The organism is Pantoea sp. ARC270 (genome assembly GCF_003236725.1).
Lineage (GTDB): Bacteria > Pseudomonadota > Gammaproteobacteria > Enterobacterales > Enterobacteriaceae > Pantoea > Pantoea anthophila.
On sequence record NZ_PUGA01000004.1, the window covers coordinates 12,208 to 30,174 of the forward strand.

Here is a 17,967-nt window from a genome sequence, read left to right on the forward strand (position 1 = left end):
CGAATAACGCGTCAAATAAGATCAGAAGCGTGATTGACGGCGTGGCGCCGTTTGCTGCGCCTACCCTAAGCTTTCATTCCGCTAATGAATAGTGGCGAAAATCTGGAAAGTGAAATTATCACGGGGCTGACGCAAAAAAAGCGGGTGCTTTCGCACCCGCGCCTCATAACCGCCGGACAGACAACGTCGTGGCTACATCACATGGACCTGCAGGTTCTGCTGTACCAGCACATCCCCCAGGGTGTTATCACTGGTCAGCGCCGAGTTGTGGTATATCTCAAAGACTCTGCCATCCACCGTCCGTTCGCCGGTCACTTCCCAGATACCGCCATTGCTGTTAGCCAGAGTCACCTGACTGCCGTCCGCGCCTTTGATCAGCAAATCGTCACTCTGTTTATCCGTCAGATTGAGTGCCTCATTGAGATCGAGTTTCACCGAGTTGGTGCCGGTTTTACCCAAATCGAGCACTTCAATGTGTTCGACTTTCAGGCCCAGCGCGGTGAGATCCAGAGTGAGGTTCTCACCGTTCAGCACCAGGGTATCGGTGCCTGCGCCGCCATCAATATGGGTAAAGCTGAGGTCACTGACCGTCACGGTATCCGCGCCGCTGCTGCCGGTAACCGAGGCTCCCTGCGCCGTGCTGCCATCCGCCAGCGTAATGACTACCCCGCCAATGGTGTAACCCGCCTCTTCAGCCGGGGCAGATGCCACCGCGGTGTCACTGACCACGGCACTCTGGCTGCTGGTGACCGGCGTCGCAACATCCGCGTCGGTCACCAGCGTAGAGGCCACGGCCACATGGGCGCTGCCGTCATCGCTGCTGGTGCTGCTGTTGTGCTGCGTCTCCGTGCTGGCCACCGTGGCGCTGTCATCCACCACCGAGAACAGGGCCACGGACTCGGTAGCGGCCAGGGTGACCGGCAGGACAGAACCCAGCAGCAGGGTGTTGGTGGTGGTGTAGCTGTTACCCGCCACGTCGGTGATCGACACTTTTGCCAGCGTGTTGAGCGACAGCAGCAGGCCACCCACCGACAGCAGTGACGGTGAGAAGTTGACAGCATAACGCCCCAGCGCGTCGGTGGTGGTATTCAGCGTTGGGCCGTTGCTGCCGTTGGCGAGCAGCAGCGTCACGCTGACTCTTGATCCCTGCGCCGCATTGAGCGATCCGCCCTGCACCACCAGACCGGTGAGCAGCGAACCGACGAGGCTGAGCACCGGATCGACCCCCACGACCGGCTGATTGTGCGACAGCGCGGTAAAGCTGCTGGTGCTGGTGGCGGTGTTACCGCCAATATCCGTCACCGTCACCGTCAGAGGACGGCTGCCATCGGGGATGCTTTGCAGCGTCGCTGACGGCACGCTGACGCTCCATGCGCCATTGGCACCAATGGTGGTCGTGAGAATGTTACCCGCCACGTTTACCGTCACCGTGCCGCCCGCCGCGTTGGTGCTGGTGCCTCTGATGGTTTCCGCCGCACTGGCTTCCGCGATATTGAGGTAGCCATCGCCGCCAAAGAAGCTGCTTACGCTGACCGTTGGCGTGGTGTGGCTGACGACACCCAGCGACGCGGAGATGGTGCCGCTGCTGCCCGCGCCGTTGGTGACGCTGGCCGTCACGGTCTGCAGACCATCCGCGATGGCGGCGAGGCTGGCCGCCGGAACCGACAGGCTCCAGTTACCGTTGCTGCTCACCGTGGTGCTGTAGGTCTGCCCCCCCAGCGTGACCCGCACCACCGATCCCTCGGCGTTACTCGCGGTGCCGCTGATGGTCTGTGCCGTTTTCACATCCGCCGCGCTGAGCGCGCCGTCGCCAAACAGCGAGGTAATCGCCACCACCGGCGTCGACTGGCTGATGACGTTCAGCGAGCCGCTGGCATTCGCCACGTTGCCGTAGGCATCCGTACCGGTCACCGTCACGGTTTTGCTGCCGTCCGTCAGCGCAACCAGATCCGCTTTCGGCACGCTGATGCTCCAGTTACCGCCGCTGGCCACCTTGGTGGTGTAGGTAATGCCATTCAGCGTGGCGCTGACGGTTGACCCCGCAGAGAGGCTGGAACTGCCGCTCAGCGTCTGGTTTGAGGCCAGATCGGCCGCGCTCAGCACGCCATCGCCGAATACCGTGTTAACCGAGAGGGTCGGCTGAACCAGCCCCAGCGAAACGCCTGCACTGGTGCTGCTGACGTTGCCGACCGGATCGGTGACCGAGGCGCTGACGGTGAAGTTACCGTTCAGCAGCGTCGAGAGCACGGCCGGTGAGACGGTGGTTGAGAAGGTGCCGTCGGCGTTGACCAGCGCGGTCGCGGTGGTGTTACCAATCGCCAGCCTGACGCTGCTGCCCGCGGCCACGCCGGAGACGGTGCCGCTGATGGTCTGCGTGACCAGCGACTCGGCCAGGTTGAGCACCCCGTCACCAAACAGCGGATTGAGCGTCACTTTCGGCACGTTGTGAATGCCGACCAGTGCCCCCGCCGTGGCGCTGCTGGTGTTACCGGCGCTGTCGGTGACGCTCACCCCCACCGTGAGATTGCCGTCCGCAATGCCCTGCAGCAGCGTCGGCGTCAGCGAGACGTTAAAATTACCGTTCGCATCGGTCGCCGTCACAAACTGCTGGGCGCCTACGGAGACCACCACGCGCGAGCCCGCTTCCGCGCCACCCACCACGCCACCGATCACCTGGGTGACCAGCGCATCCGCCACGTTCAGCAGACCGTCACCAAACAGCGGATTGACGGTGATGGTCGGCAGCAGCGTGTCGACGCGGATGCCGGCGCTGGTGCTGGCGGTGTTACCCGCCGCATCGGTCACCGATGCCCCTACCGTCAGGTTCCCCTGCGCCAGGGTGCCCAGGATATCCGGTGTGACCGTGGCGCTGAAGGCCCCGCCCGCGCCGACGGTAGCCGTCAGCTGGCTGTTCCCCACCGAGAGTGTGACGACACTGCCCTGGGCGACGTTATTAACCACCCCGCTGATCACCTGCCCGGTCGCGATATCCGCCAGATTAAGCACCCCATCCCCGAACAGCGAAGTCAGCGAGATGGATGGCGTCTGGGTGAAGATGCCGACAGTTGTACTGCCGGAGGCGACGTTACCCGCCACATCCCGGACGCTGACGCCCAGCGTCAGGTTGCCATCCAGCAGCGAGGTGAGATCGCTGGCCGGCAGGTTAACGCTCCAGGTACCGCCCGCCTGCACGGTAGTGCTGTAACTTCTGCTGCCCAGGGTCACGGTGACCTGTGAACCCACCGCGGCATTTTCGATGACGCCACCCACCACCTGTCCGGCAGCGGCTTCCGCGATGTTCAGCAGGTTATCACCGCCAAACAGTCCGGTGAGCGCGCCGACGACCGGCACCGCATCAACAATCGCGGTGACGGTTTCACCCACGGTACGGGTGTTGCCTGCCGCATCCGTCAGCGTGACGTCAACGTCCAGCTGACCATCGCTTAACAGACCCAGCACCGACGGCGGCACCACGATAGCCCATTTACCATCCTGCCCCACGGCGGCCGAGAGCGCTGTACCGCCCAGCACCACGGAGACCGTCGCACCGACGCCCGCCGAGGTCGCCACCCCGGAGATGGTCTGCGCCACCGTGGTATCCAGCGCGCTGAGTGTGCCGTCGCCGAAGACCGAATCGACGACCAGCGTCAGCGCACTGTTGACCACTTTGTTGACCGTCAGCGTGGCATCCGTCTGGTTCCCGGCGGTGTCACTGACCCGCACGCCAAAGACCAGCGCGCCCTCAGTGAGGTTCGTCAACACCTCCGGCGTCAGATCGATACTCCAGCGGCCGTCAGCTCCGACAATGGCGGTGGCAATAGGTGCGGCATCGCCCAGGTAGAGGCCGATGGTCTGGCCTTCTGCGCCCTGCGCACTGCCGGTGAGCACCTGCGTGGTCACCAGGTCCGTAGCATTGAGGACGTTATCGCCCGCCAGGGCATCCACCTGCAACACGGGCGCCCCGGTATCCACGGTGACCGTCTGTGTCGCCGTAGTCACGTTGCCCGCCACATCCGCCAGCTGCGCGGTGATCTGCAGCGAACTGCCACTGGTGAGCGCCTGCATATCGCTGGCGGGCACCGTGGCCGACCAGCTGCCATCCCCCTGCACCACCGCGTTGTAGGTTTTGTTGTTAAAGGTCACCAGCACCGTGCGACCGGCTTCGCTGACATCGGCGGTGCCGCTGATGGTCTGACTGGTGGCACTTTCACTGCCGTTGACCTGATTGTCGCCTGCAAAGGCATCCAGGTTCAGCGTCGGTGGCGTCAGGTCAATCACGATGTTATTGCTGACGCTGACGGTATCCGTGCCGTTCGTCGCATTCACCGTGACGGTCGCACTGCCATCTGTTTCGCCAAACGCGCTGACCGGCAGGGTTGCCGTTGACCAGTTGCCTGAGGCATCCAGCGTGGTGGGGTAGCTCGTGCCATTGATCACCACCGTCACCGTGCCCCCGGTGCCGAGATTGGCCGAGGTGCCACTCGCCACCACGCCCCCCGCGACATCCTGGGTGCTGATGATGTTATCGCCTGACACGGTGCCCAGCGTGACCAGCGGGCCTGGCGGTGGGGTCAGATCGACCGTCAGCGGAACGGAGCCGGTGGCGATGTTGCCTGCCAGATCGGTCACCGACAAGGCCAGCGTGGTGGAAGGCCCGAAGGTGGCCATCTGCTCTGGCGTCAGCGTCAGACTCCAGTTGCCGTTGGCCGCCACTATCGCCGTGCCAAGCGGGGTATCATTCAGCGAGACGGTGACCACTGCGCCCGTCCCTGCTCCCGTTGCGGTGCCAGTGAGCGTCTGCGGCTGAATGCTCTCCGCGTAGTTCAGCACGTTGTCGCCGGTGAACTGCGAGGCAGTGAGCACGGGTGGGGTTTTGTCCAGCACAAAGGCGCTGTTAAGCGTCGTGCTGTTACCCGCCGCGTCCGTGGCCGTGATGAGAACCGGATAGGTGCCATCTGCCAGCGCGGAAAGCTGCGCCGCCGTCAGCGGCACCGACCAGTTGCCGTTCTCATCCGCAGTCGCGGTATAGACTGTGCCTGCCAGCGTGAGCTGCACCGTTTCATTGACACCCGTGGTGCCGCCCAGGGTAATGCCGCCTGCCACATCAGCCGCATTAACATAGCCCCCGAAGTAGTCCGGATTGAGCACAGGCTGAGGTGCGCTGAGATCGGCGGTGAACGGCAGCTGCGCCGAGGCGCTGTTGCCTGCCGCATCCACCACGTTCACCGTCAGCGTCTGCGCGCCATCATCCAGGGCACTCAGCGCGTTAGCAGGGATCGTGACGCGCCAGTTCCCGTTACTGTCAACGACGCCCGAATAACGGCTGCCATTGAAATCAACGGTAATGCTGGCCGCCTGGTTTGCTCCGACGCTGCCGGTGGTGCCGGTCAGGGTCACGCCAGCCGCCGCTTCACTGATGTTAAGCAGGCCGTCGCCGCCAAAGGCATCCGGGCTGAAGGTCGGCACCGGCACCGCCACTTCCGTTACCACACTCAGCGCCGTCGTGTCGCTGTTACCGGCGACATCGGTGGCGGTCACGGTGATGGTGTGCGCCCCGCTGGTGAAGGTGCTTAACTGCGCAGGCGACAGCGCCAGAGACCAGCTGCCATCGTCCTGCACCGTGGCCGTCAGCGGCGCATCGCCGTTAAAGCCTGAAATCAGTACCGAGACCGTCTGCCCGGCACCGGTAATGCCGGTGGTGCCACTGAGCGTCTGTTCACTGAGCGCTTCTTCAGCATTCAGCGCACCATCCCCGAACGGCAGGTTCAGGGTGACGTCCGGCAGCGCGTTAACGGCGACCAGCAGGCTGCCGCTGGTGCTGGCAATGTTGCCGACCTCATCGGTGACGGTCACCGTCACCGGCCAGCTGCCATCCGGCAGGGACTGCAACAGCGCCGGTGACAGCGCCAGCGACCAGCGCGTCCCATCCTCGCTGAGCTGGGCGGCGTAGACGGAGCCATTCACATTTACCGTCACCGACGCCGCGTTATCAATGCTGACCGCGCCGCTCAGTGAACCCCCTGCGGCCGCCTCATCCGCATTGAGCCTTCCATCGGTAAAAGGCGTGTCCAGCGTGGGCGCCGCAATCGGCGTAATCGCCGAGACAAATGTCTGGGTCGTGACGCTGGTATTGCCTGCCCGATCGGTGGTGGTGAGGGTCAGCGTCTGTTCACCCGCCCCCAGGCTGGCGATCACCTCTGGCGTCAGGCTGGCTGTCCAGTTGCCACTGGCATCCACCGTCACGGACAGCGGGATGTTCTGATCGCCCACCGTCACGCTCAGGGTCTGGCCCGGGAGAGGGTCCGATGTGCCGGTAACAAGCTGAACGACACCCGCTTCACTGATGTTAATGATGTTGTCGCCGAACAACGTGCTGTCAAAGGTGGCGTTATCCGGCGCAGCCTGCAGGATCTCAACCCCGGCGGTCACCTGGGCCGGATTGCCCGCTGCATCGGTGGCAGTCACCACCACGTCGGTCACGCCATCGTCCAGCCCTGACAGCGCGCCCGCGGCCAGATTCAGCGTCCAGTTGCCGCTGGCATTGGTCGTGGTGCTGAAATCCAGCCCGCCAATGGTGATGCTAATCAGGCTGCCCTCCGGCAGATTGGTGCTGTCGCCGCTCAGTGTGAGCGCGCCCGCAGCGTCCGCAGCGCTGACCAGCGCATCGCCAAACGGCGTATCCAGCGTCAGCGCAGGCAGCGTATTAAACGCCACGTCCAGCGAGGTGGTGGTATCCGTGGTGGTATTGCCCGCCGCGTCGGTGACGGAAACCGCGATCGCGTTAGCACCATCTGCAAGCTGCTGCAGATCGGCTGACGGGATGGTGACGGACCAGTTACCGTCGGCATCGGCCGTGGTGGTGTAGCTGACATTATTCAGCGTCACCGTCACCGGCAGGGCCCCCGTGGTGGAACCGCTGACGCTGATATCCTCCAGCGACTCTGCAAAGTTCAGGGTGTCACCCGTACTGACGGTGATCGCCGTCAGTGCTGGCGGTGTGGTGCTGAACGTCACCGTCTGGCTGGCAGTGGCCGGATTCCCGGCAATGTCGCTGGCGGTCACGGTAAGGGTCTCCGTGCTGCCCGCCGTCACGCCGGCAAAGGCGGTGGAGGGAAGAGTCACCGTCCAGTTGCCGTCAGCGTCCAGCGTCGTCTCATAGTCCGTGCCGTTAAACGACACGGTCACCGGGGTGCCCGCGGCCAGCTGGGTGCTGCTACCGCTGACCACCACATCCGAGGCTGCCTCGCTGGCATTGATCACATCATCCCCTGCCACCACGTCCAGAGTCAGCGTCGGCTGCGCCTGGGCGCTGGCCAGCACCACCAGTGAGGCGCTGCTGCTGGCCGGGTTGCCGGCGGCATCCGCAGAGACCACCACCAGCAGCTGATCGCCATCCGGCAGCGCGCCCAGATCGTCGGCAGGTACGGTCACCGTCCAGCTGCCATCCTGGGTCACCGTGCCGCTGTACTGAACGTTGTTCAGCGTCACCGTGACCAGCTGGCCCTCGGCCAGATTGGTGCTGCTGCCGCTGATGCTCAGATCCTGCAGCGACTCAGCCTGATTCAGGAAATTGTCGCCGCTGATCGGCCCGATCGTCAGGGTCGGCAGGCCGGCACTGTCTGCATCACGCGTCAGGGTGGTGGTCGCGCTGCTGCTGTTGCCCGCCGCGTCCGTCAGCGTCACGCTGACCGGGTAGCCGCCATCGGTCAGCCCCTGCATCACACTGGCCGGCAGCGTCACCTGCCAGCTGCCATCAGAGAGCACCAGAGTGGTGTAATTACTGTTCTGGAAAGTGACGGTGACCGTCTGTCCGGCATCCTCCGCTGACGCGCTGCCGCTGATGGTGACGGCTTCCAGCACTTCCAGAGAATTAACAATATTATCATCACTGATCGGGTCCAGGCTCAGCGCAGGCGGCGTCCGATCCACCGTGACCGCACTGGTCAGCGAACCGCTGTTTCCGGCCCCATCGCTGGCATTCACCACCAGGGTATTCACCCCTTCATCCAGCGTCTGCACCGCCTCCGGCGTCAGGGTCAGCGTCCAGTTGCCCTGTGCATCCACCGTGGCGGGATACTCTTCGCCACCCAGGGAGACGGTGACCGTCTGGCCCTCACCGGTGACGCCGGTGCTGCCACTCAGGGTCTGACTGACGCCGGTCTCACTCTGGTTCAGATAACCGTTGCCGAACGGGGTATCAATCGTCACCGACAGCGCGCCGGTCGCCAGCGTAATGTCACGGGTTTCCGTCACCGGATTACCCGCCGCATCACTGACCGTTACCGTCAGGGTATAGGCCCCGGCCGGGATACCGGCCAGCGCACCGGCTGGCAGCGTCAGGCTCCAGTCGCCATCCTGAGTCACGGTGGTGGTATAGCGCTGGTTGTTGAGGGTGATGGAGACCGTCTGTCCGGCTTCGGCACTGGTCGTCCCGCTGAGCACGATCGGTCCGGTGCTCTCTGCGATATTCACGATGTCATCATCCGCGACGGCCGCCAGCGTCAGCGTCGGTGGCGTCAGATCCACCGTGACGCTGCCCTGGGTGCTGCCTGTGTTACCGGCGGCATCCTGCACTGTGACGGTGTAGCTGAGGGTCTCTTCCGGCAGGTCAGCCAGCGCCGTCGCGGGAACGGTCACCAGCCAGTTGCCATTGCCGTCGACGGTGCCGGTGTAGGTCACGCCATTCAGCAGCACGCTGACGCTCTGTCCATCGCCCGTTACGCCGGTGGTGCCGCTCAGGCTCTGTGCCGCGGTAACGTCGCCGCTGTTGAGCGCGCCATCACCAAACGCCGAGGCGATGAGCGGTTCCGGCAGGCCGGTCGCCAGCACGCTGAGCGTGGCTTCGCTGCTGAGAGTTGCTCCGCCGCTGTCGGTCGCGGTGACCGTCAGCGTGTAAGGTCCATCGGCGAGCGCCGTCAGTGCCTCCGCCGGAACGATAACGCTCCAGCGCCCGCTGGCCGAAACCTGGGCGGTGTAAGCGGTGTCGTTGAACAGCAGCGTGACGGTACTGCCCGCCGGCACGTTTACCGCGGTGCCGGTGACAATCAGCGGCTGACTCAGCTCCTGCGCATTGAGGTAGTTATCTTCGCTGATGGCATCCAGCGCCAGACCAGACGCGTTGCTGTTGACGTCAAAAGCGAGGTTGCTGGTGGTGGTGTTACCCGCCACGTCGCTGACCGCCACGGTAAACGTGGCGCTGCCATCGGCAAGCGCAGCCAGCGCGCCGGCTGGCACAATCAGACTCCAGGCCCCGCTGGCCTGGACGGCGGCGCTGTAGACCGTTCCGTCAAGCGTGACGGTCACCAGCTGGCCCGCCTCGACATTGGTTGTCGTGCCGCTCAGCCGCTGGTCGGTGAGGCGTTCCGCGCCATCGACCACATTGTTGCCGGCAAAGGCATCCAGGGTCAGCGTCGGCAGCGTGCCTGCCTCCACTTTCAGCGCCAGATCGCGGCTGGTGGTGGTGGCGTTGCCGGCCGCATCGCTGGCGGTAACCGTCAGTGGATAGCTGCCGTTACCCAGCCCGCTGTAGACCGTGGCGGGCAGCGTCAGCGACCAGTTGCCGCTGGCGTCAGCGGTGGTGCTCAGGCTGGTGCCGTTGAAGCTGGCGACAATCAGGGCATTGGCTTCGCTGCTGCCGTTCAGCGTCAGCGGCTGCTGACTTTCAGCGGCGTTGATGATGCCGTCGGACGGCGTGACAACGGTCAGCACCGGCGGCAGCGTATCGACCCGCAGCGTGCCTGTCGCCTGGCTGCTGTTGCCCGCCACATCACTGACCACGACGTTGTATGCCGTGTCGCCCTGCGGCAGCGCAGCGAGTGCGCCAGCCGGAACCGTGACCTGCCAGTTACCCGCAGCATCGACCGTGCCGCTGTAGCTGACGCCATCCAGCGTAATGGTGACCGTCTGACCGTCACCCGTTACGCCGGTGTTACCGGTGATAGCTCCCCCGGTTGCGGCTTCCCCGCTATTCACAATGCCATCATCAAAGGCCACACCCGGCGTCGCGACCGGCAGCGCGCTGGCCACGACCGTCAGGGTGGTGTCAGTGGTCGCCAGCGGCTGGCCGTTTGCATCGCTGACGGTGGCGGTCAGGGTCTGCGGCCCATCCGCCACGCCGCTGAAGGTGCCTGCCGGTAATGTCAGGCTCCAGCTGCCATCGGCGTTAAGCGTGGTGGTGAACGGCGTCCCGTTGGCGTCAACGGTGACCAGGCTTCCGGCAGGCAGACCGCTGCTGCTGCCGCTGACGACGACGGGGCCGTTCAGCTCGCCTGCATTCAGATAGTTATCGTCGCTGACGGGTGCCAGCGCAATCGCGGGCAGTGTGTTGTCCACACTGAAGTTAAGCGGCGCGCTGGCGCTGTTTCCGACGGCGTTGTTCACGCTGACAATCAGCGTCTGACTGCCCTCGCCCAGATCCGCCAGCGCGCCCGCGGGCAGAATGATGCTCCAGTTGCCACTCGCCTCAACCACCCCGCTGTAATCGGTGCCGTTCAGTGAAACCGTAACCTGCTGACCTGGCTCAACGTTGAGGCTGCTGCCGCGCAGGGTAATCGGCTGTAACTGCTCCGCCGCGGTGACGATGCCGTCACCGGCAAAGGTGCTGCTGTCGACGCTCAGTTGCGGCTGCACCGCTGGCGAGGTGGCCACATTGAGATCCACCACCTGGCTGCTCTGATTTCCGCTGGCGTCCGTTTCGGTCACCGTGACGGGATTCGGGCCGGACGGCAGCGCTGCCAGATCGCCAGACGCGATCTCCAGCGTCCACTGACCGTTCACTCCGACGGTGGTGCTGTAAGTCTGACCATTAAGCTGAACCGTCACGAGGTCGCCGTTCTGTCCGCTGCCGCTGACCACCAGCGGCTCTGCCAGTTCGCCGACGCTCAGCGCGTTATCCTCGCTGATTGGCGCAACCACCAGCGGAGGCGGCGTCGTGTCGACGGTCAGCGAACTGTTCTGGCTGCTGCTGTTACCGGCTGCATCGGTCACCGTCACCACAACCGGATAGCTGCTGCCGCTGGCCAGACCGGCCAGTGCCGCAGGCGGCACGGCCAGAGTCCAGAGACCGTCTGCGCCGACGGTGCCGGTGTAGGTCACGCCATTCAGGGTCAGGCTGACCTGGTCGCCCTCACTGCCTGCACCACTGAAACTGAACCCGGCCGCCTGTTCAGCAAGGTTCAGCACACCATCGCCCGCTGGCGGATTGATGCTGAAGTCCGGCACGCTGGTGTCGACGGTAACCGGCACCGGCGTGGTGGCGACGTTGCCGCCCACGGTGGTTACGGTGACGCTGAGATCGTAACGGCCATCGGCCAGCTGACTCAGATCGTCGGAGGGCAGCGTTGCACTCCAGCTGCCATCGGCGGCCACGACGGCGTTATAGGTTTCGCCGCCCAGCAGAAGGCTGACGCTGCTGCCCGGCGCAGCGGTACCGCTGACGATCAGGTCGGCGGCGGCTTCCGCCGCGTTAATGACGCCATCGGTGGCAATCGGGTTCACGGTCAGCGCCGGTGTGCCGGTATCCACCGTCAGCGGTTCACTGATGCTGGTGCTGTTACCCGCGCTATCGCTCACCGTTACGGTAATCGGGTTGCTGCCCTGAGCAAGGGCCTGCAGCGCTTCCGGCGGCAGCGTGACGCTCCAGGTGTTATCCGCCGCGACCGTTGCCGGATAGCTGACGCCGCCCAGAGTGACGCTGACGGCCTGGCCTTCCGTGACGGAACCGGTCAGGGTCTGCGGCGCGGTGACCTCGTTATTGCTGAGGATGCCGTCAGTGAAGGGGGTATCAATCTGCGGGGCTGCCAGCGGTGTGGTTGCCACCAGCAGCGTCTGGCTGCTCTGCACGTCGCCGGAAGTAACGGTCACCGTGGTGTCACCCTGCGACAGGTTCGCCAGATCGGCGGCGGGCACGGTAACCGTCCAGTTACCGTCCGGATCGATGGTGGTGCTGTAAACGGTCCCGCCCGGCACCAGCGTCACGCTGACCGGGCTGCCTTCAGGCAGGCTGGCGGAACTGCCGCTGAGGATCAGATCGCTCTGCGCTTCCAGTGCATTCAGCGCGTTATCTTCACTTATCGGCGCAATCGACAGCAGCGGCGTGTCGCTGGTGACCACGGTGATCAGCCCCTGCGCGGGCTGCGCCGGGTTGCCAGCCACATCGGTGATCGCCACGGTAAAGGGCTTATCGCCCGCGCCTCCCAGCGATCCGGCAGGCAGCGTCACGCTCCAGCTTCCGTTTGCCTGCACCACGCCCTCATAAGACTGGTTATTGATGGTTACCACAACCGGCTGGCCTGCCGGTACGCCGGTCACACTGCCGGTAATGAGTGTATCAACACGCTGTTCCGCGCTGTCGATCTGGTTATCGCCGGTTACAGGATCCAGGGTCAGCACCGGCGATGCGGCCGCCAGCACCGTCACGCTGGAGGCGACGCTGCTGCTGTTGCCATACGCGTCGCTGAGCACCACCTCCACCGGATAGCGGGCATCGCCCAGCTGGCTGACGACCGCCGCAGGCACCGTAACCTGCCACGCGCCGCTGGTATCCACGGTGGCAGTGTAGGTTTCGCCATTGAAACTCACCGAAACCGTGTCGCCCTGCACGCCTCCGCGCCCGTCAATCGTCAGATCCTGGCTATGTTCCGCAATATTGATGTAACCATCACTGCCCGGTGTGGAGACGGTCAGCTGCGGCGGCGTGGTCGCAAAGATCGGGGCACTGTTGATCAGCGTGGTATTCCCGTCACCATCCGTTGCCACCACTGCCAGCGGCTGTGTTCCGTCAGGAACAGCGGCCAGGTCGGATGCCGGAATGGTGACGCTCCAGCGGCCCCCCTCCGCCACAACGGCGGTGTAGGTCTGGTTATTCAGCGTCACGCTGATCGTATCGCCCGCGTCGCCGCTTCCGCTGACGATCAGCGGCTGCTGTGCATCAATGACGTTGATGACGCCATCGTCGCTGATCGCATCCAGCGTCAGCGCAGGCACTGCGGTGGCAACCCGCAGTGACGTGTTCTCTACGCTGCTGTTGCCCGCCGGATCGGTCACGGTGACCGTCACCGGGTAGGTCTGACTGGTCAGCGTGCCCAGATCGGCCACCGGCACCTGCGCACTCCAGTTGCCATTGTCGTCAACCAGCGCGCTGTAGGTTTTGTCGTTTAACTCAACCGTAATCCGATCGCCCGGGGTGCCGGTTCCGCTGATCAGCAGCGGCTGGGTCAGTTCATTACTGGTCAGCACACCGTCACCGCCCGGCGCGTTAACTGACACGTCCGGCGACAGGGTGCTGACGGCCAGCGTCTGCGACTGGCTGACCGTATTGCCGCTGGCATCCGTCAGGGTGACCACCAGCGTGTAACTGCTGCCCTCAGCCAGCGTCTGCAGATCCTCCGCGGGCAGATCCACCGTCCAGTTGCCCTGTGCATCTGCCGTGGCACTGTAGATCAGGTTATTCAGCGTGACCGAAACGACATCGCCCGGCGCGGCACCTGAACCGCTGACCGGCACGCCCGCCGCCACTTCAGCGCCGTTAAGAATGCCATCTCCGCCTGCCACCGCCGCCACAATCAGATTCGGTGGCAGGGTATCGACGCTGAAGTCCAGGGTCTGGTCGACACGGTTACCCGCCTCATCAATCGCGGTCAGCGTCAGCGTGTTAGCGCCCTGCGGCAGTAAGGCGAGATCGGCGGCGGGCAGCGTCAGGCTCCAGCTGCCGTCCTCATTCACCGTGGTGCTGTAGGTTTTCCCGTTGAGTTCCAGGGTGACCTGCTGGCCCGGCACGGCTTTACCGGTGTTTCCGCCGATCGTCAGGTCGCTGCCTGCTTCCGCCTGATTCAGAATGCCATCGCTGATCGCACTCTCATCCAGGGTGATTTGCGGCAGCGTGTTCACCACCACATTGAGCTGTGCGGCGTCGGTCAGCAGCGCTCCACTGGCATCGGTGGCCGTTGCGGAGATCAGTTTTGTCCCGTCGGTGATGCCGGTGAGGTCGCTGGCCGGAACGGTGACGCTCCAGAAGCCGTTGCTGTTTACCACCGCGCTGTAGGTGTTGTCGTTAAAGGCCACCAGCACCGTCTGGCCGGGATTAACGCCCAGTGCCGAGCCGCTGATGATCAGATCGCTGGCGGCCTCCTGCTGGTTCAGGAAACCGTCGAGACTGAGTGGTTCAGCGATGGTGAGCACGCCCGGTTCGCCTGCGGCAGGTGCGACGTTGATATCCCTGCTGCCGCTGGCTGAAACGCCCGCCGCCGTGGTTACGCTGGCGACCAGGGTGGTGGTGCCCGCCGCCAGTGCGCTCAGCGCAGCGGACGGGATCGGCAGACTCCAGCTGCCATCCGCCTGAACGGTGGTGCTGTAGGTCTGCCCGTTCAGCGTGAGGGTGACCGTCTGGCCCGCCTCTACGTTGCTGGTGCTGCCTGACAGCGTCTGATCCAGCGCTTTTTCGCTGTTGTCGAGCAGGTCGTCGCCGGCAAAAACAGCGATCGTCAGCGTTGGTGCGCCCGGCTCCGGTGAGGCTTCCACCACAATGACCCGATCTTCACTGGCGACCACACCCGCCTGGGTGGTTACGCTGGCGCTGAAGGTCGCGTTGCCCGCCGCCAGGGCGGCCAGGGCGCTGGAGGGGATGGTCAGGCTCCAGCTGCCATCGGCCCCGACGGTGGCGCTGTAACTCTGGTCGCCCAGCGTCACCGTCACCACCTGACCCGCCTCGACATTGCTGGTGCTGCCGCTCAGCAGCTGGTCGCTGGCTTTCTCGTCGTTGCTCAGCACATCATCACCGGCGAACTGATTGAGTGTGATGACGGGCTGGCCCGGTTCGGTCACCGGGGCTTCAACGACGATACCCAGCGTGTCGCTGACAGAGGTACCGGCCGCATTACTGACCGTCACCACCAGTGAGGCCGGGCCTGCTGCCAGTGCGCCCAGCGCATCGGCCGGAATCGCAATATTCCAGCTGCCGTCAGCGCTGACCGTTCCGCTGTAACTCTGTCCACCCAGCGTAACCGTCACAATCTGGCCCGCCTCGACGTTGGTGGTGCTGCCGGAGATGGCCTGCGCCTCCAGCTTCTCCTCGTTGCTTAACACGTTGTCTTCCGCAAAGGCATTCAGGGTCAGTGTCGGGTTGCCTGGTGCGGTGCCCGCTGACTCTACCAGGAAGTCACGCGTTTCGCTGACCGGGTTCCCCGCCTGATCCGTTACCGTGGCGCTCAGGGTGGCGCTGCCTGCCGCCAGTGCTGCCAGCGAACTGGCCGGAACCGTGAAGCTCCAGCTGCCATCCGCGCCGACCGTGGCGGTAAAGGTTTCCCCGTTCAGGGTGACGGTAACCTGCTGGCCCTCTGCGATATTAGTGGTCGTACCGGTCAGCAGCTGGTCGCTGGCTTTTTCGCTGTTGCTGAGGATGTCATCCCCGGCAAAGGCGTCGAGGGTCAGTGTGGCGGCTCCCGGCTGCGTCGCCGGGGCGTCTACCGTGATCGGCTGCGTTGCGGTCACGCTGTCACCCGCCGCATTGCTGACGGCAACCGTCAGCGTGGTTGTGCCCGCTGCCAGCGCGGAGAGCGCCGTGGCGGGCACCGTGACGCTCCAGCTGCCATCCGGCTGCACGGTGGTGCTGTAGGTCTGGCCGCCCAGTGTGACCGTGACCACCTGCCCGGCTTCGATATTGGTGGTGGTGCCACTGACCGCCTGGTCGACCGTCTTCTCGTCGTTGCTCAGCAGGTTATCGCCGGCAAAATCATTCAGGATCAGCCCCGGCACGCCAGGTTCAGTGGCGGGCGCTTCCACCGCAATATCGCGGGTTTCACTGCCGGTTGCCCCCGCGAGGTTGCTGACCGTAACGCTGATGGCATTGCTGCCCGCAGGCAGGCTGCTCAGAGCAGCGGCCGGGATAATCACACTCCAGTTTCCGCTGCCATCCACGGTGCCGAGGTAAGTCTGTCCCCCCAGGGTAACGGTTACCGTCTGCCCCGCTTCGACATTGGTGGTGCTGCCTGAGAGAGTCTGCGCCGTGCCTTTTTCGTCGTTGCTCAGGATGTCATCCCCGGCGAACTGATCGATGGTCAGGGTAACGTCGCCCGGCTGTGTCACCGGGGCTTCTACCGTAATCGGCAGGCTGCTGGTCACGGTGTTACCGGCTGTATCGCTGACTGACACCGTCAGCGTGGTTTCTCCGGCCGCCAGGGCGCTCAGGGCCGCCTGGGGCAGCGTGACACTCCAGTTGCCCTGCGCATCCACGCTGCCGCTGTAGGTCTGACCGCCCAGCGTGACGGTAACAATCTGTCCGGCTTCAACATTGCTGGTGCTGCCGGTCACGGTCTGATCGCTGGTTTTTTCTGCGTTAGTCAGCTGATTGTCGCCGGTAAAATCATCCAGCGTGAGGGCGGGCACGCCCGGCACGGCGGGTGTATCGACGCTGATCGCGCGGTTTTCACTGGCCTCAACGCCCGCCTGGGTGGTGACTACTGCGGAGATCGTGACCGTTCCGGCGGCCAGGGCATTCAGCGCGGCGGGCGGCAGCGTAATGCTCCAGTTGCCCTGGGCATCGACCACAGCGCTGTAGGTCTGGTCGCCCAGCGTCAGCGTGACAACCTGTCCCGCTTCCACATTGGTGGTGGAACCGCTCAGCGTCTGGGCGCTGTTTTTCTCCGGATTACTGAGAATGTCATCGCCGGCAAACTGATCGATGGTAATGACAGGCGTCCCCGGCTGAGTCAGAGGGGCTGCAACACTGACGCTCAGGCTGCCGCTGGCGGAGGCACCGGCCTGATTCGCGACCGTGGCCGTCACCGTGGTGGTGCCTGATGCCAGCGCTGCGAGCGCATCAGCAGGCACGGTCACGCTCCAGCTGCCATCACCGGCAACGGTGCCGCTGTAGGTCTGACCGCCGAGCGTGACGGTAACAATCTGTCCGGCTTCGACATTGCTGGTGCTGCCGGATAAGGTCTGCGGCGTGGTTTTTTCCGTGTTATCCAGCAGGTTATCGCCAGCGAAAGGATTCAGGCTGATGGCGGGCGTCGCAGGGGTGCCCGGATCGGCAGCAGCCACGGTAATGGGCAGCGACCCGCTGGCGGCGGTGCCTGCTGCGTTTGTCACGCTGACCGCGATCGTGGCAGAGCCGGCGGCCAGGGCCGCCAGCGCGGCAGCAGGCACGGTCACGCTCCAGCTGCCGTCAGCGCCCACCGTCGTGTTGTAGGTCTGGCCGCCCAGGGTCACTGTGACAACCTGTCCCGCTTCGACATTGCTGGTGGAACCGCTCAGCAGCTGATCGGTGGTTTTTTCGGCATTATCCAGCACATTATCGCCGGCAAAGGTGTTGAGCGTGATGGCGGGGCTGCCTGGCGTACCTGGCGTGCCGGGGTCAGTGCCAGGGTCGGTACCGGGATCCGTGCCGGGATTCGTACCGGGATCGCTGCCGCCGTCATTTCCGCCGCCACCGCCTCCGCCGCCACCCCCCAGACCCACGGCCAGCCCGGCTAAGCCAAGTACGCCGAGACCGCCCGCGGTGATCACACCCATCGAGGCGTTGGTGTTATCGGCCAGCAGCAGTGGCTCGACGCTCTCCAGTGATTCGTAGGTTGGTGTGACGGAACCGGAGGCCAGTTCAGTGCCTTCTGCGGTCTGCGGGAACAGGGCATGTTCCGGTGGATTGACCCCATCATCGAACACCAGCTCACTGTGATTACCCTCGGCATCATCAACAAAAAATCTCTGATAGCGGACGGTGCTGCCGTCACGCATGTGCAGAACCAGATCATTTCCCTGGCGCTCATATTGCGTGACCAGTTCGCGGGTGCCATTGATGCGCACGACGCTGGGCTCGGTGAGGTTAATGGATTGTGATGAACCGGGAGTGGCCTGCGAGATGAGCGTGCCGTTTTCGCGCGAGATGATGTCTACACGGCCTTGCGTGAGTTCTGCCATTTGTAACCTCTACTCCACCAGATTAGCTAATATACTGAATCCGTAAACATAAAT

At 64.3% G+C, this 17,967-nt stretch carries 1 protein-coding gene; it reads right to left on the reverse strand.

Annotated elements, in window-relative coordinates; genetic code table 11:
• Positions 1 to 192: 192 nt before the first annotated feature.
• Entirely contained in the window at positions 193 to 17,913 is a 17,721-nt protein-coding gene (locus tag CKF42_RS03010) for an Ig-like domain-containing protein (RefSeq protein WP_111207493.1), read from the reverse strand.
• Between the last annotated feature and the right edge of the window lie 54 nt (positions 17,914 to 17,967).

What these genes read in the sequence shown, in the direction of transcription:
- CKF42_RS03010 (WP_111207493.1), bottom strand. Translation starts at nt 17,913, where the DNA reads ATGGCAGAACTCACGCAAGGCCGTGTAGACATCATCTCGCGCGAAAAC.